General features: G+C 43.7%; 19 protein-coding genes. 2 read left to right on the top strand and 17 right to left on the bottom strand.

Translation table 11 applies throughout. The features are described 5' to 3' along the window. The first annotated feature begins 1 nt into the window (after position 1). Positions 2-583, top strand: a complete 582-nt coding sequence (locus tag EAG18_RS14480) for a GNAT family protein (RefSeq protein WP_125253091.1) — start codon at positions 2-4, stop codon at positions 581-583. 704 nt (positions 584-1,287) lie between these two features. Here the strand turns inward: EAG18_RS14480 and EAG18_RS14485 are convergent. Further along, a complete protein-coding gene (locus EAG18_RS14485; protein WP_125253092.1) occupies positions 1,288-3,258 on the bottom strand; it encodes a monovalent cation:proton antiporter-2 (CPA2) family protein in 1,971 nt (656 codons plus the stop codon). Between the two features lie 152 nt (positions 3,259-3,410). On the opposite strand from EAG18_RS14485, the gene EAG18_RS14490 reads away from it, so the two are divergent. After that, a complete protein-coding gene (locus tag EAG18_RS14490) occupies positions 3,411-4,307 on the top strand; it encodes a GGDEF domain-containing protein (RefSeq protein WP_125253093.1) in 897 nt (298 codons plus the stop codon). Positions 4,308-4,338: 31 nt separating this feature from the next. Here EAG18_RS14490 and EAG18_RS14495 read toward each other — a convergent pair whose 3' ends face one another. The 16 genes from EAG18_RS14495 to frr all read right to left on the bottom strand — a co-directional run bounded on the left by EAG18_RS14495 (position 4,339) and on the right by frr (position 22,719). Next, positions 4,339-4,692, bottom strand: coding sequence for a hypothetical protein (locus EAG18_RS14495; protein ID WP_275557305.1), 354 nt, complete (start codon positions 4,690-4,692; stop codon positions 4,339-4,341). Continuing rightward, positions 4,664-5,983 (bottom strand): tRNA lysidine(34) synthetase TilS, encoded by a 1,320-nt coding sequence (tilS, locus tag EAG18_RS14500; protein WP_125253094.1) that lies wholly within the window; start codon positions 5,981-5,983, stop codon positions 4,664-4,666. Before tilS ends, EAG18_RS14495 begins: the two co-directional genes overlap by 29 nt. 90 nt (positions 5,984-6,073) lie before the next feature. Next, positions 6,074-7,030: an acetyl-CoA carboxylase carboxyl transferase subunit alpha gene (gene accA, locus EAG18_RS14505; RefSeq protein WP_125253095.1), complete on the bottom strand. Its 957-nt coding sequence runs from the start codon at positions 7,028-7,030 to the stop codon at positions 6,074-6,076. A 16-nt stretch (positions 7,031-7,046) separates the two neighbouring features. Further along, positions 7,047-10,538: a DNA polymerase III subunit alpha gene (gene dnaE, locus EAG18_RS14510; RefSeq protein WP_125253096.1), complete on the bottom strand. Its 3,492-nt coding sequence runs from the start codon at positions 10,536-10,538 to the stop codon at positions 7,047-7,049. Positions 10,539-10,540: 2 nt separating this feature from the next. Further along, the gene (gene rnhB, locus EAG18_RS14515; protein WP_125253097.1) at positions 10,541-11,134 is read right to left on the bottom strand and encodes a ribonuclease HII; all 594 of its coding nucleotides are present in this window, start codon (positions 11,132-11,134) and stop codon (positions 10,541-10,543) included. Beyond that, positions 11,124-12,278, bottom strand: coding sequence for a lipid-A-disaccharide synthase (gene lpxB, locus EAG18_RS14520; protein ID WP_125253098.1), 1,155 nt, complete (start codon positions 12,276-12,278; stop codon positions 11,124-11,126). The genes rnhB and lpxB overlap by 11 nt, the downstream gene beginning before the upstream one ends. Positions 12,279-12,350: 72 nt before the next feature. Further along, on the bottom strand, positions 12,351-13,124 hold the full coding sequence (gene lpxA / locus EAG18_RS14525; RefSeq protein WP_125253099.1) for an acyl-ACP--UDP-N-acetylglucosamine O-acyltransferase: 774 nt from the start codon (positions 13,122-13,124) through the stop codon (positions 12,351-12,353). Next, positions 13,124-13,576, bottom strand: a complete 453-nt coding sequence (fabZ, locus tag EAG18_RS14530; protein WP_125253100.1) for a 3-hydroxyacyl-ACP dehydratase FabZ — start codon at positions 13,574-13,576, stop codon at positions 13,124-13,126. Before fabZ ends, lpxA begins: the two co-directional genes overlap by 1 nt. Positions 13,577-13,586: 10 nt before the next feature. Beyond that, positions 13,587-14,630 carry a UDP-3-O-(3-hydroxymyristoyl)glucosamine N-acyltransferase gene (gene lpxD / locus EAG18_RS14535; RefSeq protein ID WP_125253101.1) on the bottom strand — a complete coding sequence of 348 codons (1,044 nt, stop codon included), beginning with the start codon at positions 14,628-14,630 and terminating at the stop codon, positions 13,587-13,589. Continuing rightward, complete coding sequence (locus EAG18_RS14540; protein WP_125253102.1) at positions 14,630-15,148, bottom strand: OmpH family outer membrane protein; 519 nt, start codon at positions 15,146-15,148, stop codon at positions 14,630-14,632. The genes lpxD and EAG18_RS14540 overlap by 1 nt, the downstream gene beginning before the upstream one ends. A gap of 11 nt (positions 15,149-15,159) precedes the next feature. After that, on the bottom strand, positions 15,160-17,631 hold the full coding sequence (bamA, locus tag EAG18_RS14545; protein WP_125253103.1) for an outer membrane protein assembly factor BamA: 2,472 nt from the start codon (positions 17,629-17,631) through the stop codon (positions 15,160-15,162). Positions 17,632-17,797: 166 nt separating this feature from the next. Beyond that, positions 17,798-19,150: a sigma E protease regulator RseP gene (rseP, locus tag EAG18_RS14550; protein ID WP_125253104.1), complete on the bottom strand. Its 1,353-nt coding sequence runs from the start codon at positions 19,148-19,150 to the stop codon at positions 17,798-17,800. Between the two features lie 2 nt (positions 19,151-19,152). Next, positions 19,153-20,343 (bottom strand): 1-deoxy-D-xylulose-5-phosphate reductoisomerase, encoded by a 1,191-nt coding sequence (gene ispC / locus EAG18_RS14555; protein WP_125253105.1) that lies wholly within the window; start codon positions 20,341-20,343, stop codon positions 19,153-19,155. Continuing rightward, positions 20,340-21,206, bottom strand: a complete 867-nt coding sequence (locus EAG18_RS14560) for a phosphatidate cytidylyltransferase (RefSeq protein ID WP_125253106.1) — start codon at positions 21,204-21,206, stop codon at positions 20,340-20,342. The genes ispC and EAG18_RS14560 overlap by 4 nt, the downstream gene beginning before the upstream one ends. A 10-nt stretch (positions 21,207-21,216) precedes the next feature. Beyond that, positions 21,217-21,990, bottom strand: coding sequence for an isoprenyl transferase (locus EAG18_RS14565; protein WP_125253107.1), 774 nt, complete (start codon positions 21,988-21,990; stop codon positions 21,217-21,219). Between the two features lie 171 nt (positions 21,991-22,161). After that, on the bottom strand, positions 22,162-22,719 hold the full coding sequence (frr, locus tag EAG18_RS14570) for a ribosome recycling factor (RefSeq protein ID WP_125253108.1): 558 nt from the start codon (positions 22,717-22,719) through the stop codon (positions 22,162-22,164). Positions 22,720-22,822: the final 103 nt, after the last annotated feature.

Consider the following 22,822-nt stretch of genomic DNA (forward strand, 5'->3'; position numbering starts at 1 on the left):
CATGTGGCCAACTAATAACCCCCTGATAGGACACCATGTCACCCTTGAACCATTATCAACAACACATATTGATGCGCTGGAACGGGCTGTACAAGACGGTGAAGCGTGGAAGCTTTGGTATGCTAATGTCCCCACGCCACAAGATATGGAACGCTATGTTAACACAGCAATAAGTCAAGCACCTGAAGGCAATCTTGCCTACGCGGTGAAGCTAAATAGCAGCAACGAAATCGTAGGAACCACCCGCTATTACAATGCAGATATCGCTAATCGCCGCGCCATGCTGGGCTATACTTGGTACAGCGATAAAGTGCGTCGAACGGCGGTAAATACGGAGTGTAAACTTTTGCTGTTACAGCAGCTTTTTGAAGATTTTGATGCCATTGCAGTCGAGTTTAGAACCCACTTTTTTAATCACGCTTCTCGAAGTGCTATTGAGCGCCTTGGTGCTAAGCTAGATGGTATCTTACGCAGCCACCAAATTGGTAGAAATGGTGAGTTAAGAGACACCGTAGTGTATTCGATTATCGCCTCAGAATGGCCCACCGTTAAGCAGCATTTATTGAGTAAACTCGACAAGTAACTCGAAAAAGCATAAAGATCGCGGCGAAAAACTGCTCCCACTTCGTGTTGTCGGGGATGCTCTATGTGGCGAGCTATGAAAACAGAAAAGCACACAAGATCGCAGGGTAAAGCTGTTCCTACCCGTGTGGTAGGAGACGCTTTATGCGGCGAGCTGTGAAAACAGAAAAACACAAGATCGCAGGATAAACCTGCACCTCCCCGTGTGGTAGGAGGCGCTTTATGCGCCGAGCCATGAAAACAGAAAAACACAAGATCGCAGGGTAAAGCTGTTCCTACTTCGTGTTGTAGGAGGCGCTTTATGTGGCGAGCTATGAAAACAGAAAAGCACACAAGATCGCAGGGTAAAGCTGTTCCTACTTCGTGTTGTAGGAGGCGCTTTATGCGCCGAACTGTGAAAACAGAAAAACACAAGATCGCAGTGTAAAGTTGTTCCTACTCCATGTTGTAGGAGACGCTTTATGCAGCGAACTGTGAAAACAGAAAAACACAAGATCGCAAGGTAAACTTGCTCCTACTTCGTGTTGTCAGAGGCGCTTTATGCAGCGAACTGTGAAAACAGAAAAAACACAAGATCGCAGGGTAAACCTGCTCCTACTCCGTTTAGTAGGAGACGCTTTATGCAGCGAACTGTGAAAACAGAAAAAACACAAGATCGAAGGGTAAACTTGCTCCTACTCCATGTATTACGCTGATGCAACATCATTACGGAAGGCCGTCGAGCAAGAATTGCTCTGCCCTTTCAACGCGCCGGGGTTTCCCACGCAGCAGTAAAACGTCGTTCACTCGCAGTACAGTATGCTCATCAGGCTGTTCAATTTCCTCGCCGTCTCGCCTGAGCGCGGTGATATCGACACGTTTACCACTAAGTCCAAGCTCAGCTATCGACTTATCTACGGCATAAGCATTGTCTGGTAGTGCTAGCGCATGCAAGTACTCTAACCGCTCTCCTTTCATTTCATGTAAGTCACTACTTTCACCTGCAAAAAATCCATGTAAATAAGGATAACGGTTTTCTCGTTCTTGACTGACTCGACGAAAGATCCTGCGCATCGGCACGCCCGACATATAAAGAACGTGGGAAACCAACATCAAACTAGCCTCTAAGCTTTCAGGTACAACCTCCGCTACTCCCATACTTTTTAACTGTTCCATATGATTATCATCTTTCATTCGTACTAAAATTTTGACCTCTTCTGTACGGCGACGAATCGCATCCACGATAACTTGGGTCTGCTCAAAATCGTCAAATGTGATGATCACCAAACGCGCTTTGTCTATATGGGCTGATTTTAGTAACGTTTTTTGCGCCGCATGACCAAATAAAACAGGCTCTCCGGCAAGCTGTGCATCCTGAACTATTTGTGGATTACGCTCAATTGCTACATATGGGATGGCCTCTGGTCGTAAGAAGCGGGCAATGGTCTGGCCAACTCTAGCATAGCCAAATATCACCACATGGTTTTTTAAATCTGAAGTTTTATAACCACTGGGCACTTCTGGTTGCCAGTCTTTTTCTATACGCAAGATATTAAGTATTTGTGCCGTTTTACCGATAAGATAAGGAGTGAGCGCCATAGATAAAACACCTACCGCAATCAAAAATGACACAACGTGTTGCGCCAATAGTTGGTGCTTGCTCGCCAAAGCAAGTAAAACAAATCCAAACTCACCCATTTGCCAAATCAAAATACCAGCTCCCCACGCGTCTTTTTTACGCTCACCCATGAGCTGCGCAATAGCAGCAATAACCAATACTTTAATTACCAGCACAGCAGCAAGTGCGGCGACAATGTAGATGAATTGGTCAAGCACATAGGGAATGTTTAATTGCATCCCAACAGTGACAAAGAACAACCCCATTAGAATGTCCCTAAAGGGTCGTATCTCCGCTTCGAGTTGATGACGGTATTGGCTTTCTCCAAGCATCATACCGGCCAAAAATGCCCCAAGAGCCATAGATAACCCAAATGAGTAGGTCAATGCGCCGGCACACAAGGCCACCACCAAAGTTGACAATACGAATAACTCATCCGTTCTAACAAGCGCAATTTCGTTGAATATTTTAGGTAGCAACCACTTACCAACAGCCCATAGAACAAAGCAAACAATCGCGCCTTTTGCAAAAGCAAAAACTAATGCTGACGCCAGTTGTGAATTACTTGCTGAAGAAATGAGTGGAAAGGCAATCAATAACGGCACGACGGCAATGTCTTGAAACAGTAACATGCCTATCCCCAATTGGCCGTGCCGAGCATTGAGCATCCCCAACTCTTTCAATAGTTTAACCACTACGGCTGTTGAGGAAAGTGCGATTAAGCTTGCGATAACAAACGCGGCAACCCAATCATGTTGCATAAAACGCAACACTAACATACCAATTACCGTTGTGAGAATGACTTGTAAACTACCTAAACCAAAAACCACGTTACGCATTGCCATTAATTTTGGAACCGAAAATTCAAGACCTAAACTAAACAGCAAAAATACGATCCCAAGCTCAGCCATAAAGTGAATTTCATGGCTATCACTCATCCAACCGATACCATGACTACCCGCGATTACGCCTGTTAGTAAGTATGCCAAAATAGGCGGCAATCCAATCCTCTTAAAGCACCAGACTAAAATAACAGCACATAACAACAAGGCAAAAACTTGCGCGAAGATACTTTGCAATCGACCTCCTGAGCAAAAAAATGACGGGAAATTTAAGTGGATTTATTTTTCTCCCTATTAAATATAGCAAGCGTTTGTTTTTAAGCCAGTTTAGATTTTTGGCATAAAGTTCGCATAGTCTATGCGTATTGTTGTATTTAGGGGGAAGAAATATGGAAAACGTCCATATTTTGACACAAAGACTGCCGATCAGAGGCGATTATTTGCCGTTCAATTCTGAGCAGTATAATAAGCAAAACGGTGAGCAATATGCTCGCTTAGTAGATAAACTACAAACAACGTTGGACATAGAAGAGTTACTTACAATCTATGCAGAACACGTTGCTAAAATATCGAAAATTGCTGGTATTCAGTTTCACTGTAATCTCGGTGTTTTTCAGATGAAAAATAGCGATAGCCACTACCCTGCAAATAGCTTTGATTTGGAGCTAGGAAAAGAGCACTTGGGGCAATTGGTATATTTTAGTGAGTTTCCTTTTAGTGAGGCGATTAAAGCCAAACTGATCAAGTTACATGCTTGCCTAATCTACCCAATGCGTAATGCCTTGATGTATAATAGGGTATTACAATTAGCAACCAAGGATTCACTAACGGGCTTGTATAATCGTAGTCAATTTACAGACAACCTTGAAGAAAAGCTTGAGCGTTGTCGTCGTCAGCACAGAAACTTTAGTTTGATGCTTTTGGACTTAGACAATTTTAAGCAGGTCAACGACGTTTATGGGCACAAAGCTGGTGATGAGGTGTTGATCGAATTTTCACGTATTTTACAAACTTCAACGCGAGCGACAGATGCTGTGTTTAGGTTTGGTGGTGATGAGTTTGCCATCTTAATCGACGATCCTGCGTTTACCACTAATAAAGTGATCGCAGAAAGAATTATGGATGCCGTCAGAAAGTCGACGATGTTGGCTAAATACACTGTAACGACAAGTATTGGCTTTACCTTAGCATCAAGCCATGACAATGCCGACAATATATTTGCGCGTTCCGATAGCGGGCTTTACCGCGCTAAAGCCGCCGGACGAAACTGCGCACGCGCAGTATAAACAACACGCTTTCCCCTTTTGCTCAGCGTTATCACGAGCGCTGAGCGTCTTTATCTACATACAGATAAGCGATTAAAGTGAAAGCAGCTCCATTAAAAAACCCATTCACAACCCACGCCAATGCAAGGAAGTCGGGTAGTGTCGAAAATACGACTGCAAATAAAGGCGACAGTAAGCCGAGAATAAAGTAAAGACCACCTTTCTCATGCCAGTAAAGCAATAAAAAAACTACGCTCATCACCCCTGAAGCTGATGCAAACACTTGATTCACCCACACTACTTCACCAAATACAAACAGTAAGGCAAAAATAATGAATGTGATTGCCAAAGCGTAAGGCGCTTTTCTTGCAAGCTGTCTACCTATTTTCAGATTTTCTGTCATCATTTATTATCCAATTAATTCCATCGTTGTCAGCGTATTCAGCATTAACAAACAAATCGACTACTGCAACCGGTGTATCATTGTAATAAATTACCGCGATAGATTCACGCGCCCAGCTTGGGATACGTAGGTCTTTTAGCCAATGCTTTAATGTGTTTGAGCCAGGCTTGCCCTTTGGCCTAATTTTATCTTTTAACCTACCATAACGAACGCTGACTACCTCATCTGACAATGGTAACCGACAGCCATTACCTGACATCATCGCTAGAGGGTGACTATGTTCATTGAGTACACTGTGGTCTGCAATAACGATATCTTGCTTCTTTTTAACCGGTGTAACCCAATGTAGAGCGCCTCGATAGCTACGCACAGCACCTTGTGAAAGCGCGATTTTTAGTTGGTTATCTTGCTTTGCTGAAAACGCCTGCTGCACTATTTGATCTAGTTGCTTTTGACTAGGCATATCAACATTCTGATGTGCCAGCCACCGGCGTATGACGTTATCTCGCCGCGCCGGCGATAATTGAGACAAAGAAGTAATGTCTAATGTGTTTTGGTACTGACATTTTTTTAAATCTTCTGCGCTTATTTCATCTATGATAGCTTGCTGGCTTTGTAAAATCTCAACAGTTCGCAGCACACTGGCAACAAAACCATTAAATCTCGACTTCAACAACGGAATAACTTGATTACGTAGAAAGTTACGATCAAATACATCATCTTTGTTAGACTCATCATCAATGTGGCTAAGGCCAAACTGCTGGGCGAATGCCTCGATTTCATCCCGTGTCGTGTTGAGTAAAGGCCGCATACACGCTCGTCCACTTTTAAGCTGAGTGTATGGCTTCATTGCACCTAAACCCAATAAACCTGAGCCGCGTTTTAATCGCAGCAAAAACGTCTCAACCTGATCATCAGCATGTTGGCCTAACACGAGAATATATTCCGGCTGCGCGGCTTCATCTAATGCTTGGTAGCGAGCATCGCGGGCCTGAGCTTCCAAACTAGTGCGGCTTTTTTGGGTAATAAAGACAGATTTAGCAGTAAACGGCACAGCCAACGAATGGCATAATGATTGACAAAAGTGCTGCCACTTTTGAGCATGTTCAGATAACCCATGATTAACATACACAGCTTGTAGAGCAAGACCATGCTTATCTGCATAAAGCTTACAAAGGTGCAGCAACACCACGGAGTCTACGCCACCAGATAAAGCTACACAAAGCCCAGGCGAAGTAGCAATAAATTGCTCCAGATTTCGCTGCACTTGATGGTACACGTGGCTCTTTCTCATATCCTCAGCCATAACCCCAATAAAAAAACCGCTTAATAGCGGCTTTTTATCTTAAATCCCGTTGCTTATCAATACACAACTCAATTTGTATTAACAATATCCGAACGACATCAAACGCTTGTATCGCTGATCGAGCATCTCTTCTGAGCTTAACGCTTCAAGATCCGCAAGGTCACGCTTTAGCTGTGCCTTAAGGTTTTTCGCCATCGCATCATAATTGCGATGTGCGCCACCTAGTGGCTCCTCGATGATGTTATTAATCAAGTCTAATTCTTTAACGCGAGATGCAGATACACCCATAGCCTCTGCTGCCAACGATGCTTTTTCTGCGCTCTTCCATAGTATAGAAGCACATCCTTCTGGTGATATAACTGAGTATGTGCTGTACTGCAACATGTTTACTCTGTCACCGACACCGATAGCCAATGCACCACCCGAGCCGCCTTCACCAATTACCGTACAAATAGTCGGTACTTTTAGTGCAGCCATTACTTTAAGGTTGCGTGCGATAGCTTCGCTTTGACCACGCTCTTCAGCACCAACACCTGGGTATGCTCCCGGAGTATCAATAAAAGTAATGATTGGCATTTTAAAGCGCTCAGCCATTTCCATAAGGCGCAGTGCTTTTCGGTAACCTTCTGGCTTTGGCATGCCAAAGTTACGCTTAATTTTCTCAGCGGTATCACGGCCTTTTTGCTGGCCAATGATCATCACGGGTTTACCGTCTAACCGTGCCACACCACCTAAAATAGCTGGATCATTGGCAAATGTGCGGTCACCTGCAAATTCGTCAAACTCGGTAAAAATGCGTTCGATATAATCGCGAGTATATGGACGAAGCGGATGGCGTGCTAACTGCGACACCTGCCATGCACCCAAGTCATCAAAAATTTTCTTGGTCAACTCGACATTCTTGTCTTTTAGGCGGCTGATCTCTTCTTCAAGGCTAAGATCTAAGTCACCCGAACGGCTAACGTTTTGTAATTCTTTGATCTTTGCTTCCAATTCTGCAATTGGAAGTTCAAATTCAAGATAATTGAGGCTCATGCTCTAAACTACCTGTTTAGTTAAATTCTAATTCTAATTCTTGCGCCGCCAACAGTGACAAACGAGTTAAAAGTTCATCACTGGGCGTCACACACCATTGTGTTCCTAATGTTAACTCTGCTAATGCATCAGGACGCTGATATTTTATGATTACTGGACATGTTCCAAATTTATATGGTTCTAGTACTTTTTTGAAATTATCAAAGAAGTTCGCGTCAATTTGAGCCATATTTAGCGTCATTTTTATTGCACTAATGCGTTTTTCTCGCGCTTGAGCAATGGTAGAGACTTCTCTTGCGGTCATTGTAATGCCACCAGAGAAGTTATCAAAGCTGACCTGTCCAGATATTACCAAGATTTGGTTAATTTGCAGCAATTCTTGGTACATTTCAAACTGTTCAGGAAATAAGCGTACATCAATTCGGGCACTTTTGTCATCTAAAGTGATAAGTCCCCAGCGCGCACCTTTTTTATTTATTAGCGTACGTGCATTAATAACTAATCCTGCTGCGGTAGCTACCGTATCACGATTACCCGGTTGCAAGTCAACCAACTTACCAGAGGTATAGTATTTTAATTCTTTACGATACTGGTTAATGGGGTGACCAGTAAGGTAAAGGCCCAGCGTTTCTTTTTCACCATGCAGCCACTCTTTATCACTCAGTGGCGTCGCTTTAATAAAGGCCTGCTCTACTTCATCGGGTTCGACAGCCAATAACCCGAACAAGTCACTTTGTCCTAGCGATTCAGCTTTGTGATGCTGCTCAGCAGACTTCATTGCATCTTGTAGGCTTGCCAGTAAAGTCGCACGTCCAGGTTGATCTCTATCTGGCCCCAGTTTATCGAGCGCGCCTGCATAAATGAGTTTTTCAATTACACGTTTATTAAGACGTTTTAAATCCACGCGAGCACAGAAATCAAATAAATCTTTAAATTCACCACCTGCTTCACGCGCTTCAAGAATTGCCTCTACCGGTCCCTCACCGACACCTTTTATGGCGCCAATTCCATAAACTATCTCACCTTTAAGATTGACCGTAAACTTGTAAACTCCGGCATTGACATCTGGTGGTAGTAGCGTCAACTTCATGTTTTCGCATTCATCCACCAAGGTAACAATTTTGTCAGTATTATCCATATCGGCGGACATTACTGCGGCCATAAATTCAGCCGGAAAGTGGGTCTTCATCCACAGCGTTTGATACGACACTAAGGCATAAGCAGCAGAGTGTGATTTGTTAAAACCATAACCTGCAAACTTCTCTACCAAATCGAAGATCTTCATGGCCAGTTCGCCATCAACACCATTATTTTTGGCACCATCTTCGAACGTTGCACGCTGTTTTGCCATTTCTTCGGGTTTTTTCTTACCCATTGCGCGACGTAGTAAGTCAGCGCCACCCAAACTATAACCTGCAAGTACCTGTGCAATCTGCATAACCTGCTCTTGGTACAGGATGATCCCGTAAGTCGGCTCTAGAATAGGTTGTAAACTATCATGTTGATATTGTGCATCAGGATAAGAGACTTCCTCTCGACCATGCTTACGGTCGATAAAGTTATCTACCATTCCCGATTGCAGTGGACCTGGGCGGAATAACGCAACCAATGCGATCATGTCTTCAAAACAGTCAGGTTTTAAGCGGCGAATGAGGTCTTTCATCCCGCGAGATTCTAGCTGGAAGACCGCCGTAGTTTGGGCATCGAGTAGTACATTAAAGCTTGCCGGATCGTCTAAAGGGATTGCTGCAATGTCAACGGGTTCACGGTTCTCTCTGGCTAAACGTTCATTTGCCATATCGAGCGCCCACTGCAAAATAGTCAGCGTTCTCAATCCTAAGAAGTCGAACTTAACAAGGCCTGCGGTCTCTACATCGTTCTTGTCAAACTGAGTAACCGGAAACTTACCCTCTTCGTCACAATACAGTGCCGCAAAATCGGTGATCGTCGTAGGCGAGATAACAACACCACCGGCATGTTTACCGGCATTACGCGTACAACCTTCAAGAATACGACATTTATCAATTAGCTCTTTAACTTCCTCATCACTGTCATACGCTTCAGGTAAACGTGGCTCAACATCAAACGCTTTTGCCAAGGTCATACCAGGGTCACCCGGTACCAGCTTAGAAATCCTATCTACAAAGCCATAGGGATGCCCGAGTACACGGCCAACATCACGGATCACGGCTTTTGCCGCCATAGTTCCAAAGGTAATGATCTGGGATACTGCGTCACGGCCATAAAGTTTTGCAACGTGATCGATTACCTCATCGCGCCTATCCATACAAAAGTCGACGTCGAAGTCAGGCATAGATACCCGTTCTGGGTTGAGGAATCGTTCGAATAGCAGATCAAACTCAAGCGGATCAAGGTCAGTGATCTTCAGCGCATAAGCGACCAAAGAGCCAGCACCAGAACCACGACCCGGGCCTACAGGTATACCGTTATCTTTGCTCCACTGAATGAACTCCATTACGATTAAGAAATAACCTGGAAATCCCATTTGGTTGATAACGTCTAGCTCAATTTGCAAGCGCTCATCGTACTCACTGCGTTTTTCTTTACGTTCGTCTTCTTCAGGAAATAAGAACTGTAATCGCTCTTCTAGACCATCGCGCGACACTTTTACCAAGAAGTCTTCAATGGCTAGATCGCCGGTTGGATAGTCAGGTAAGAAATACGTACCAAGTTGTACGGTAACGTTACATCGCTTGGCGATCTCAACCGTATTTTCGAGCGCTTCGGGTATATCGCTAAAAAGCGCCTGCATTTGTTCAGACGTTTTTAGATACTGCTCTTTGGAAAAGCGCTTAGGTCTATTTTTGTYCTCTAATGTGTAGCCGTCATGAATAGCTACTCGGATTTCATGGGCATCAAAATCTTTTTCGTGGAGAAACACCACTTCATTAGTCGCTACAACCGGTAAGTTTCTTGCCGCTGCAAGCTCTACAGCGCTATGGAGATATTCTTCTTCTTGTGCTCTGGAGGTACGTTGTAACTCGATATAAAAATGATCGGGAAAGTGTGTTTCGTAAAATTCGAGTGTTTCTTCAATAAGTTTCGGATTGCCTTTTAAGATGGCTTTTCCCAAGTCACCGTCTTTGGCACCTGAGATCAAGATCAAGCCTTCTTTATATTTTGCTAACCACGCTTTATCAATAACCGGACGGTGAAATACGTGACCACGAAGATAGGCGTCCGAAATGAGTAAGGTAAGGTTTTTATATCCTTGGTTGTTTTTAGCTAGCACTAAGATCCTGCTAGGCTCATCAGGAAACTGATCTGACTTCAACCAAAAATCCGCTCCGATGATTGGTTTGATCCCAGCCCCATGTGCGCCACCATAAAAGCGTACCAAACCACATAAATTCATTTGATCGGTAATGGCCAGGGCTGGCATTTCAAGCTCTTCAGCTCTTGCAACAATCGGCTTAGTCTTGGCTAGGCCATCCACCATTGAAAAATCACTGTGTACACGTAAGTGGACAAACTGCGGGGCTGGCATACTTACTCCTTCCCAGCTATGATGCGCTGCACAGGCTTAAAGCTTGTGCGATGATGGGGTGTTACCCCATGTGCTTCAAGCGCAGCAAAGTGGGCTTTCGTCGGATAGCCTTTATGGCCTGCAAAACCAAACTCAGGATATTCAGCATCCAGTGCTAACATCTCGTTGTCTCGAGTCACTTTCGCCAAGATAGAAGCTGCACTAATTTCCGCCACAAGGCTATCACCTTTGACCACTGCGGTCGCTGCAACATTCAATTTGGGCAATCGATTACCATCTACAAATACATGCTGAGGCTGAACTTCCAAGCCTTCCACCGCTCGAGTCATCGCCAACATGGTTGCATGGAGAATATTTAGCTCATCGATTTCGGCAACCGTTGCTCTGGCAATATGGTAGCACAGCGCTTTTTCTTTTATTTCTTGTGCCAATGCGATGCGTTTTTTTTCTGACAATTTCTTAGAGTCAGTCAAACCCGCAATCGGCTTATTTGGATCTAAAATAACGGCTGCTGTCACAACGTCGCCCACTAATGGGCCGCGCCCGACTTCGTCAACGCCTGCAATATACTGCACATCAGGACGTTCAATTTGCATCTATTAACTCCATCACTGCTTGAGCCGCTTGCTTGCTGGCATCTAAGCGTATGTTTTCGTGTATTTCGTAAAATTTTCTAATAAGTTTGCTGTTATCACCTTTTAACATCGGAAACAGTGCATCAGCAAGCGCATCTGGGTTACATTCTGCCTGCAAAAACTCCGGCACGAGCGGCGCATCGGCTAGTAGATTTGGCAAAGCAAAGTATTTGATATTAAAGGTAAAAAAGGTATTAAATATCCAATAGCTCTTCGGATTTAGTTTATAGCCCACAACCATAGGTTTTTTATAGAGCATCGCTTCTAGTGTCGCTGTGCCTGACGCCAATAAAACGGTATCAGCCGCTTGCATCGCCAATGCAGACTGGCCATCTAGCATAATTGGATTAAGCTCTGGTGCGACTTCTTGCAGCGCATCTAAGAACTGTGCTTTGCGCTTTTCATTTACCAGTGGCACAACTATTTTTAAATTGGGAATTTTATCAACTAATTTTTTTGCCGTTGCAAGATAAGTACGACTTAATAATCCCACTTCCGAGCCACGACTTCCAGGCAGTAAAGCCAATACTGTATCGTCAGGGCTGATATGTAGCTGCGCCCTTGCACCTTCGGTATCCGGTTCAAGAGGGATCTCATCCGCCAGCGTATGGCCTACGAATGTACAAGGTACTTCATGTTTGTCGTAAAAGGCTTTTTCAAAAGGCAACAGGGAGAGCACTAGGTTAGTCGCTTCAGCGATCTTGTGAATACGCTTTTGACGCCACGCCCAAACACTAGGGCTTACATATTGAATGGTTTTTATCCCAGCGGCTTTTAATGGCTTTTCAACTCTAAGGTTAAAGTCTGGAGCATCAATACCTATGAATACATCAGGTGGATTATCGATGAAATAATTCACCAATTGCTTTTTGATTTTTAGCAGCCGAGGTAAGCGACCAAGTACCTCGACTAGCCCCATGACCGCTAATTCATCCATATCGAATAGACTGTTGCATCCTGCTTGTTGCATCTTAGGTCCGCCAATGCCCACAAATCGAGCGTTGGGGTAATGAACTCTTAGAGCATTAATAAGGCCTGCGCCGAGTATATCGCCTGATAATTCCCCTGCAACCACGCCAATGGTAATGTTTTTTTCGTTAGCCATTATTGTCTTTCAGTATAAAAAAACGCCATACAATTTGTATGGCGTAAGTATAACTCTTATTGCGGTTCAAGTTTAGCGGATCAAGCCACGGTTAGAGGTCGCAATAAAGTCAATCATTTGCTGTACGGCTGAGAACTGTGAAGCTTCTTCTTTTAAAGCTTCTAGCGCATCTTCTAGGCGCAAACCTTTACGGAATAACGTTTTATAAGCGCGTCGAGTAGCCATTATTTCATCTGACTCAAAACCACGACGTTTTAAACCTTCAGTATTAATCGCAACAGGTCTCGCTGGCGTGCCTGTGGTTGTGACAAAAGGCGGGACATCTTGATTAACGCCAGAGTACATACCAACAAAAGCATGTGATCCTACTTTACAAAATTGATGCACCCCTGAATTACCAGCTAAGATAACCCAGTCACCAATATGTACATGCCCTGCCACACTGGCATTATTGGCAAAAATAACATTACTGCCAATTACAGCATCATGAGCTACGTGAGTGTAGGCCATGAATAAGTTGTTACTGCCGATTTTGGTGATCCCTTCATCTTGGATTGTGCCACGGTGAATCGTGGCGCACTCGCGAATAACGTTATTATCACCAATGATCAGCTTGGTTGGTTCATCCTTGTACTTTTTATCTTGGCAGGCTTCCCCTACTGACGCGAATTGGAAAATGTGGTTACCTGAACCAATCTCAGATGGCCCTTTAATCACAACATGTGATTCAATTTTACAGTTATCACCGATGACAACATCGTTGCCAATGTAACTATAAGGACCTACGGATACATTTTCGCCTAAACGCGCGCCTGACTCGATAATTGCGGTAGGATGAATAGACATTAAAACTCTCTTCTAGCACACATGATTTCAGCTGAGCACACGATGTTACCTTCAACTCTAGCCTCAGCACTAAACTTCCAGATATTACGGCGTTCTTTTACAAAATTAACGTGCAAATGCATTGTATCGCCAGGAAGTACTGGCTGTTTAAAACGTGCATTGTCGATCGCTGCAAATAAGTATAGTTCATTTTCACTGCGATTCTCGACAGTTTTAAAACCAAGTAAGCCCGTCGCTTGTGCCATTGCTTCTAGGATCAGTACTCCAGGAAAAATAGGCTGCTCTGGGAAGTGACCGGTGAAAATAGGTTCATTGATGGTCACATTTTTAATCGCATGAAGATGCTCACCCGGTTTATAGTCCACCACCTTATCAACCAATAACATGGGATAACGGTGTGGAAGAAGTTTTAAAATCTCTTGGATATCAAAGCTGTTTAATTCGTTAGCCAAAATAGCTTCCTTATTCTACATCAGTATCTTTAAGCTGTGCTGTTAGCAACTCAAGTGCCTTCAGACGCGACTTAAAGTCAGATAAATTGCGTAAGTGTGCAATCGACTTACGCCACTCTTTATTCGTTTGGTGAGGCAAACCAGAAGAGTAGATCCCAGGCTGCGTAATGCTTTTGGTCACCATACTCATACCGGTAATAACAACACCATCACAGACCTCATTGTGGCCGTTTATCGCTGACATACCACCTATCTGACAGTATTTGCCGATTTTTACACTACCTGCAAGTACCGTGCAGCCAGCTATTGCCGTGCCATAACCGACCTCAACATTGTGAGCAATCTGAATTTGGTTATCTAAAATAACATTGCTGTGGATGATGGTATCTTCAAGTGCCCCTCTATCTATAGAGGTGCTTGCACCAACTTCAACGCGGTCACCTATAATTACTGTGCCAACTTGTGGAATTTTAACCCACTCGCCTTTTTCGTTTGCGTAGCCGAAGCCATCACTTCCGATAACAGAACCAGATTGGAATAAGCAATCTTCACCAATCTGAACCTCATGATAGACGGTTACGTTCGCCCAGAGTTTAGTCCTTGTGCCTATTTTGGTATATTTACCAATAAAACAACCAGGCCCTATCTCAACACCATCACCAATCACTGCACCATCTTCAATAACAGCATTTGCACCCACACTGACATTTTTGCCTAGGGTTGCTTTAGCTGAAATAATGGCTGAATCATGAATACCATCTGCCGAGCGTGGCGTAGAATCTAACTTTTGCGCCAGCTTTGCATATGCAACATAGGGATCCGCAATAATAAGTTTGTTACCGGAGAAATATTCCGCATCCTTTTCGCTCAGGATCACGGCACCAGCAGCTGTACTATCGAGCTGACTACGGTACTTACTATTGGCTAAGAATGCGATTTGGTCTTCTTGCGCCATCGCCAAGGTGGCAATATTCCTAATTGGTTTATCGCCATCACCCTGTAGCTGAGCACCTAAGGACTCAGCTAGTTGAGATAAGGTGTAAAGTTTTGTCATTACTTGCTGCTAACCGCTTTTACCACTTCATCAGAAAGGTCGGCTACTTTATCAGGATTAAAGTAAATTGTCGTATCTTTTACTTTAACTTCGTCAAACTTACCTTTTTTAGCAACAGACTCAATTGCATCTACAATTAGCTTCTGTACTTTTGCAAGCTCTTGGTTCTGACGAACTTTAATTTCTTGCTCTAACGGACGACCTTTTTCAGCCAGTGTTTTCTGCATCCCTTGAATTTTTTCGCGTAGCGCTTCTTTTTGCTCTTCGCTCATCGTTGTTGACTCACGCTTGAACTTTTCTGCTTCAAAACGAATGTCACCTTGGATTTTTTCAAGCTCTTGACGACGCTCAGCAAATTCGGCTTGAAGTGTTTGCTCAATTTTCGCCATCTGTGGAATTTGTTTATACACTTCTTGCATATCTACAACTCCAACTTTATGTGCAAACGCACTACCTGATGCACCCATCATAAGTGCTGCTGTCATCGCTAGTGTTGATGATTTGATAAATTTTTTCACAATAAAACTCCTTAGAATGTATTACTGATGTTGAAGCTGATCGTCTTCGTATCGTCTTCTTCTTCTTTTTTAAGCGGGTAGGCGAAACTGATCAGCATAGGTCCCATTGGTGAGATCCACTGAATCGATAGACCCGTTGACACTCTGAACCTCGTTGGATCAGAGAAATCAGAAAGTAATTTGTATTGATCTTCCGTCAAGTTGTTGTAGCGGTCTACATCAAATTCGGTGTCCCAAACGTTGGCCGCATCAACAAAGAAGCTGGTTCTTACTGAACTGGTGTTTTCTTCATCTAAGAATGGCGTTGGCACAATTAGCTCAAGACCTGCAAGCGCTTTGGCATTACCACCAATACGGCCACCTAAAGATAACGTGTCGAACTCAGGATCAGCACCGATACAGCTACCAGCACTACCGTCTGGTTTAGCTGTACCTGGTAGACATTTAGGCGCACGCTGAACCGCTCTAGGTAAAATAGTATTACGATCAAAACCGCGTAATTCTTGTTCAGAAATACGGAAGAATTCCTGGAATGGTAATACTTGTTCAAAACCATTGGTTTCGCCATAACCATTACCATAGCCTAAGCCTGCTCTTGCTGAGAATACCCAGCGGTGGTCGTTACTAATTGGCCAGTAAAAGCGAGAATCATAGTTGATCTTAAAGAAGTTCAGATCCGAATTTGGTGTAGTCACACTTAGATTCACACTTTGGCGAGAACCAGCGGTTGGGAACATACCACGGTTAACCGTAACTCGTGACCAACCGGCACTTAGCTCATATTTCGTAAAGTCATAATCAGCATCTGGGTCACTTTCGTTTAAGAAGCTTTCACGTAGTACTCGAGTTTGCTCAAAGTCTGAAATTTGCGATAGGCTTTCTTCTATCCAACGAATACCAAAATTAACACGGTTTATGGCATTGATAGGGAAACCAAAATTAGTACCTAAACCATAGCTCGTTGATTTATAGTCGACGATACCAAACTCACTGGCGTCAAACTTACTGTAGAAAATACTACTACCTTGTGACACACCATCTGGCGTAAAGTATGGATCTGTGTAGGAAACGCTATAACGCTCAGAGCCACGTGACGTGTTGATATTGAACGCCACTTGATTACCAGAGCCAAGGAAGTTTGATTCACTGACACCAATGTTAAATTGCAGACCCGCATAGGAGCCATACGCAACACCGGCTTGGAAGCTACCCGCAGGCTGCTCTTTTACGGTAAAGTCAACATCGACTTGGTCTTCTACACCCGGAATTGGCTTAACTTCAAACTCAACCGTTTCCATATATGGCAAGCGTTGTATTTGTAATTTAGAGCGTTCAAGGTTTTGATTAGAAAGCCAAGCACCTTCTAGCTGAGTCATTTCACGACGAAGTACTTCATCCGCAGTATTTTGGTTACCGTTTACTACGATGCGACGTACATATACTCGCTTGCCAGGGTCGACAGACAACGTTAATTGTACTTCTTTATCTTCATCGTTAATTTCAGGCACGGTGCGAACTTCCGCATTGGCATAACCGAAGCGCGCAAGATAGCTCTTAATAAAATCTTCCGTTGCGGTCACTACCGAGCCATTGTAAAGCTCACCGGCACGCAGAGGCACGATTTCTTTAATCAGATCTTCACGCCCAAGTAAGTCACCAATAAAGTCAAACCCTTTGACAGTATATTTTTCACCTTCAGTGATATTCGCGGTCACGTATACCGACTCACGCTCTGGGCTTACTGAAACCTGTGTCGAGTCAATATTAAAGCGCAAATAACCACGGTCTAGATAGTAGCTGCGGATTTTTTCTAAATCACCTTCAATGGTTTGCTTCTGATAACGGTCATTAGATAAAAAGCGCCACCAAGGTAAATCTTGTTGTGACTCAATGAGATTAAGTAACTCTTCATCTGAAAACAGCTCATTACCAACAAGGTTGATTTGACGTACAGACGCGGCATCACCTTCTTCAAATTTAAGCTTCAGCTTTACACGGTTACGAGGTAACTCAACAATACTTACTTCCACTTTCGCATTGTACTTACCAATACTGTGGAAAAACTCTGTGAGGCCTTTTTCAATGCTATCAAGCACCGTCTTATCTAACGGCTCACCTTGGCGAATGTTTTGCTGTTCTAAGCTTTCGTTGAGCTGTTCATCTTTAATGTCTTTGTTGCCATCAAACTCAATAGAGCTGATTGTAGGACGCTCTTTGACTTTAAAGATAATTTGGTTGCCATCACGAAATACCGCGATGTTGTCAAAATGCCCTGATTTGTACAGCGCCTTGATTGTGCGTGAAATCGTAAACTGATCAATATTGTCACCAACGTTGATCGGAATGTGTGTTAATGCAGCACCTAATGCTACACGCTGCAACCCTTCTACTTTTAAATCTTCTACGATAAAGGAGTTTTGCCCTAAGGCAGCAAAACTAGCGCCCAGTAAACTGGTTACTGCAATGTGTTTTTTTATAGGCATTTTATTATCTTTATCCTTTACAACAATTTTGGCGCGATACGCTAAGGCCCATTACATCACAACATTCAAACGTTACAGCTTGTGTATTGTGTTTTCCGTTGTATGTTTAACCAAACCTGCAAACATTTAAACTGTATGTTATGTGCGCTTTTTAGCACCGCACGGCTTAAAGCCGGGAAACGTCATTAAATAGTGCAAAAAACGTTAAGGCAAGCAGAAGCGCAGCTCCTATCTTAAACCCAAACTCTTGTGTCTTTTCAGAGACTGGTTTTCTACGAATTAGTTCAATTAAGTAATACATTAAATGCCCACCATCTAAGACAGGGAGCGGTAATAAGTTAAAAACCCCTAAGTTAACGCTAATAAGCGCCAAGAAGCCTAAAAATGCAACTAATCCGTAACTAACGCTATTTCCAGCGCTTACCGCGATCCCCACCGGCCCACTTAGGTTTTTAACTGAGACTTGACCGGTTAGTAAGTTACCAATCATATCAAAACTAAGGGCAATGAGATCGTAAGTTTTACGAATGCCAAGCACCATACTATCTAGAATGCCGTATTGTCTAGTTTCAATATACCCATTCGGCCATTTTTCCATCACGGGCACTACACCAAGATAACCTTGGACAATACCATCGGGAGATGTTTTTGCTTGTGGAATAACAGTTAAGGTTTGAGTCTGACCATCTCTAAGAATATCGACAACCAATGACTGATTGGCAGATTTTTGCACCCGACTCACCAGCTGCTGCCAGGTCTCTAACTGTTCACCGTTAATTGCAACAACGGTGTCTTGTACCTTAAAACCGGCTTTATCTGCAGCGGCACCCTGTTCAATGTAACCCAACTGCAATGTTAGTGGTGGCCGATATGGCGATATACCAACTGACGTTAACGGCGCTTCATCTTGTTTATCTAGCTTCCAGTTGGACAAGGCTAATGTGCGTATTGCCAAGCTACCTTTTTCATCTTGTACTTTTGCAACTAAGCTAGGTTCACCGAGATGTGCCATCAGTTCAAAGGTGACATCTTGCCATGAATGTACTAGCTCGTCGTTAAGCGCAATGATTTGGTCGCCAGATCTAAACCCCGCTTCTGCGGCGATACTTGCTGATGTGACGGCACCTACGACGGGTTTAGCTGACTGCACTCCTATCATGTACATGGCTGCCAATGCGATGATGGCAAATAAAAAGTTAGCGATTGGACCTGCTGCTACCACAGCAATACGTGACAAGACCGGCTTATTGTTGAAAGCTAAGTGCTTTTCCTGCTCTGCGACATCATCAACACGCTCATCGAGCATTTTGACATAGCCGCCCAGTGGAATTGCTGCGATGACATATTCAGTTTGGTGTTTGTCATACCACTTAAGCAAAGGCTTTCCAAAACCAATAGAAAATCGTAGAACTTTAACACCGGCTTTTCTGGCAACCCAAAAATGGCCATATTCATGCACCGTAACTAAAATCCCTAGAGCAAGAATAAATGAACCTAAGTGCCAGAAAAATTCAAACATAGTTACCTCAATGTTGTAATAATTTGCTTAGCTCGATAACGTGCGGCTTGGTCTGCTTCCATAATAGACTCAACGGATTCTAATACGCCAAGCGCGGTTTGCTCAAGTGTTAAGGCGTTCACTCGGTAGATGTCACAAAAGCCTATTTGTTTATCTAAAAAGGCTGCGACCGCTACTTCATTAGCAGCGTTTATCGTCGTTGTCGCAGCTTGACCACTACGACAAGCATCAATTGCTAATCGCAAATTTGGATAACGTTCAAAGTCTGGTTTTGTGAAAGTGAAATCAACTATTTGTGAAAAATCCAAAGGCTCAACGCCCGCATCAATTCGCTCTGGGTATGCCAACCCGTAGGCAATGGGTGTACGCATATCAGGTTGCCCCATCTGTGCAATAACAGAACCATCACGATATTGCACCATAGAGTGGATCATACTCTGAGGATGGATCACCACGTCAATATCATCCGCAGAACAATTAAAGAGCCATTTAGCTTCAATAAACTCAAGCCCTTTGTTCATCATAGTTGCTGAATCAACAGAGATTTTTCGACCCATAGACCAGTTTGGATGGGCTACAGCTTCTTCAACAGTAACATTCGGTAGCGTCTCTAATGGTCGCTGCAAGAATGGTCCACCAGACCCGGTTAATAAGATTTTACTCACACCACTTTCGCACAGGGTGTTGCTTTGCCCAGTTTGTATTGAGTTTGGTAAACATTGGTAGATGGCATTATGTTCGCTGTCTATAGGGAGCAAAGTCGCGCCATGCGCTTTTACTTTATCCATAAATAGCTGACCACTCATAACCAAAGATTCTTTGTTTGCAAGCAGGACCTTTTTACCTGCTTCAACCGCCGCTAGGGTAGGTAGTAAACCCGCTGCACCGACGATAGCGGACATCACAATATCAACATCATCATGTCGCGCCATATCTGCCATCGCGCTAACACCACTGAGCACCTCGGTAGAAGTATGAGCTAAGTGTTGAGCAAGCTGTTGAGCGGCCAGCTCAGAATTCATTACTGCATAGCGTGGTTGATATGCTAAACAAAGCTCTGCCATTTTCTCAACATTTTGACCAGCAACTAAGGCAAAAACGCGATACTGATGTGCATTTCTGCTCACAACATCAAGTGTTGATAGTCCAATGGAGCCTGTTGCACCAAGTACGACCAAGCTTTGTTGATTCATAGTACAACCGTCCACGCGTAGCAAAATGCAAAAATCGGCGCTGCGGCAGTAAGACTGTCTATGCGATCTAAAATGCCACCATGGCCTGGTAAGCAACGACCAGAGTCTTTAAGGCCAACTTCACGTTTGAACATGCTTTCTAGTAAATCACCTACCGCGGAAAAAAGTGCAATAACCACTGTCATGACCGCATATATCGGCCACATATTCATATCAATCGCTGCAAAATGGCAGAAAATCAATACAAATACCACAGCGGTAACCAAGCCGCCAACTAAGCCTTCAATGGTTTTGTTTGGGCTGACTTTGGGCATAAGCTTATGCTTGCCCAAGTTTTTGCCAGCAAAGTAAGCACCAATATCGGCACTCCAAACAATCCCTAGTACGACCATAATGAGCACCGAGCCAATATGCTCGCCTTCTTGGTACCCCGCACTTCGCATTACATTCAGCGCCAGCCAAAGCGGGATCAATGTTAATACTCCCGCGATTGAACGCATCATAATACCTTCGTTCCAAGCTCTCGCAGCACGAGGGTACTTTACCACCAAGAAAGTTGCGACTAGCCACCATGCAAACGCTAACGTAAAAACGTAATTTGCATCTGCAACTAAGCGCCCTTGTTGCCATAACTCTTGTATCGGCCAATGGCTATTAAGCACTAGTATCAATACAGCCATGACGCCTACAAAAGCAATTCGCTGACGCTTTTGACACAGACCAGCAAGCGCTGACCACTCCCATGCACCCAGTAAAACGATAAGTGCAGCAATGGTACTAAACATTGCCAACGGCGTATAAAACACCAAAAGTAGTGCCAGAGGTGCAAGCACAGCTGACGTTAAAATGCGTTGTTTTAACAAATTTGAACCCTTAACTTGTTGCGTCTTTCTCTGCAAGGAGTTGCTTAATTTGCTCTCCCGTACATCCGAAGCGCCGCTCTCTAGACACGTAACAAGCAATGGCTTCAGAGAATGCTTGCTCGTCAAAATCAGGCCATAGCGTGTCGGTAAAATAGAGTTCAGCATACGCTGCTTGCCAAAGCAAAAAGTTGCTAATGCGGAAGTCACCTCCCGTTCTGATCAACAAATCAAGACTTGCTTGGTCAGACATAGTCATTTGCTTGGTGAGTGCATCTTCGGTTATATCGCTGGCTTGCAATTCATCCGAGGCGACTTGCTGAGCGAGTTGTTGTGCAGCTTGTGTGATATCCCAACGCCCACCGTAATTTGCAGCAATGTTTAAGTTAAGCCCAGTATTGTTTTGGGTCAATGTTTGAGCTTCATGAACTCGCTGCTGTAGCGCGTCTGGAAAACGAGAAAGATCGCCAATAATGGTTAGCTTTACGTTGTTCTTATGTAATTTTTTAACTTCTTTAGACAGCACATAAATGAATAGCTCCATCAATGTGCTTACTTCGTCTTCTGGCCTACGCCAGTTCTCACTACTGAATGCAAATAGTGTCAAAGACTCTATACCCAGTTTGGAACAGAATTGCACAGCACTTCGGACAGAGTCCACACCCTTTTTATGCCCAAAGGCACGAGGGCGCCTACGAGCTTGAGCCCAACGACCGTTGCCATCCATTATTATCGCAACATGTTTTGGCAGTGACTGCTGAGAAATAACCTCTGCTTTTAAAACCATAATTCCAATTTTAGTGAAAAAAAACGCCGCCTAGTATACCCTAGGCGGCGCTTCAAACCTAATAAATTTGTCCTTGTACCTAGGCAAAAATGCGCTAACTGCTCAGAAACAAAACAGATTTTTCTACTTTGTTTTAATGAACTCTGTACACACCTGCTAGGTAAAAGACGCTTAGATTTCCATTAGCTCAGCTTCTTTAGCACTTAGCTGTGTATCCATTTCTTTGATGAACTTATCTGTTAACTTTTGAATTTCATCTTCAGCTTGGCGTGCTTCATCTTCCGAGATTTCTTTGTCTTTTAGTAAAGACTTTACATCACCGTTAGCATCGCGACGGATATTACGAACAGCAACACGACCACCTTCGACTTCACCACGTACGATCTTGATCAGATCTTTACGACGTTCTTCAGTAAGTGGAGGAAGCGGAACACGAATAACAGTACCAGCAGACATTGGGTTCAAACCTAAATCAGACGATAAAATTGCCTTTTCTACAGCTTGAGCTAGAGACTTGTCAAACACACTGATAGCCAGTGTACGAGAGTCCTCTGTGGTTACATTTGCTACTTGGTTTAATGGTGTATCCGCACCGTAGTAAGAAACAGAAATACCATCTAATAGCGCAGGGTGTGCACGACCCGTACGAATTTTAGAAAGTTGGCTTGCAAGGGCTGCCACACTTTTTTTCATGCGCTCTTGAGCGTCTTTTTTAATATCTTCGATCACAATACTTTCCTAGTCTGTTCTTGTTATGCCAGATTATACTCGCAATTTAGAGATTCGCTACTTCACCTTCACGTCGGTTAATTAGACTCCGTCATCTAAACTA

This window comes from Pseudoalteromonas sp. J010 (assembly GCF_003934235.1).
Lineage (GTDB): Bacteria > Pseudomonadota > Gammaproteobacteria > Enterobacterales > Alteromonadaceae > Pseudoalteromonas > Pseudoalteromonas peptidolytica.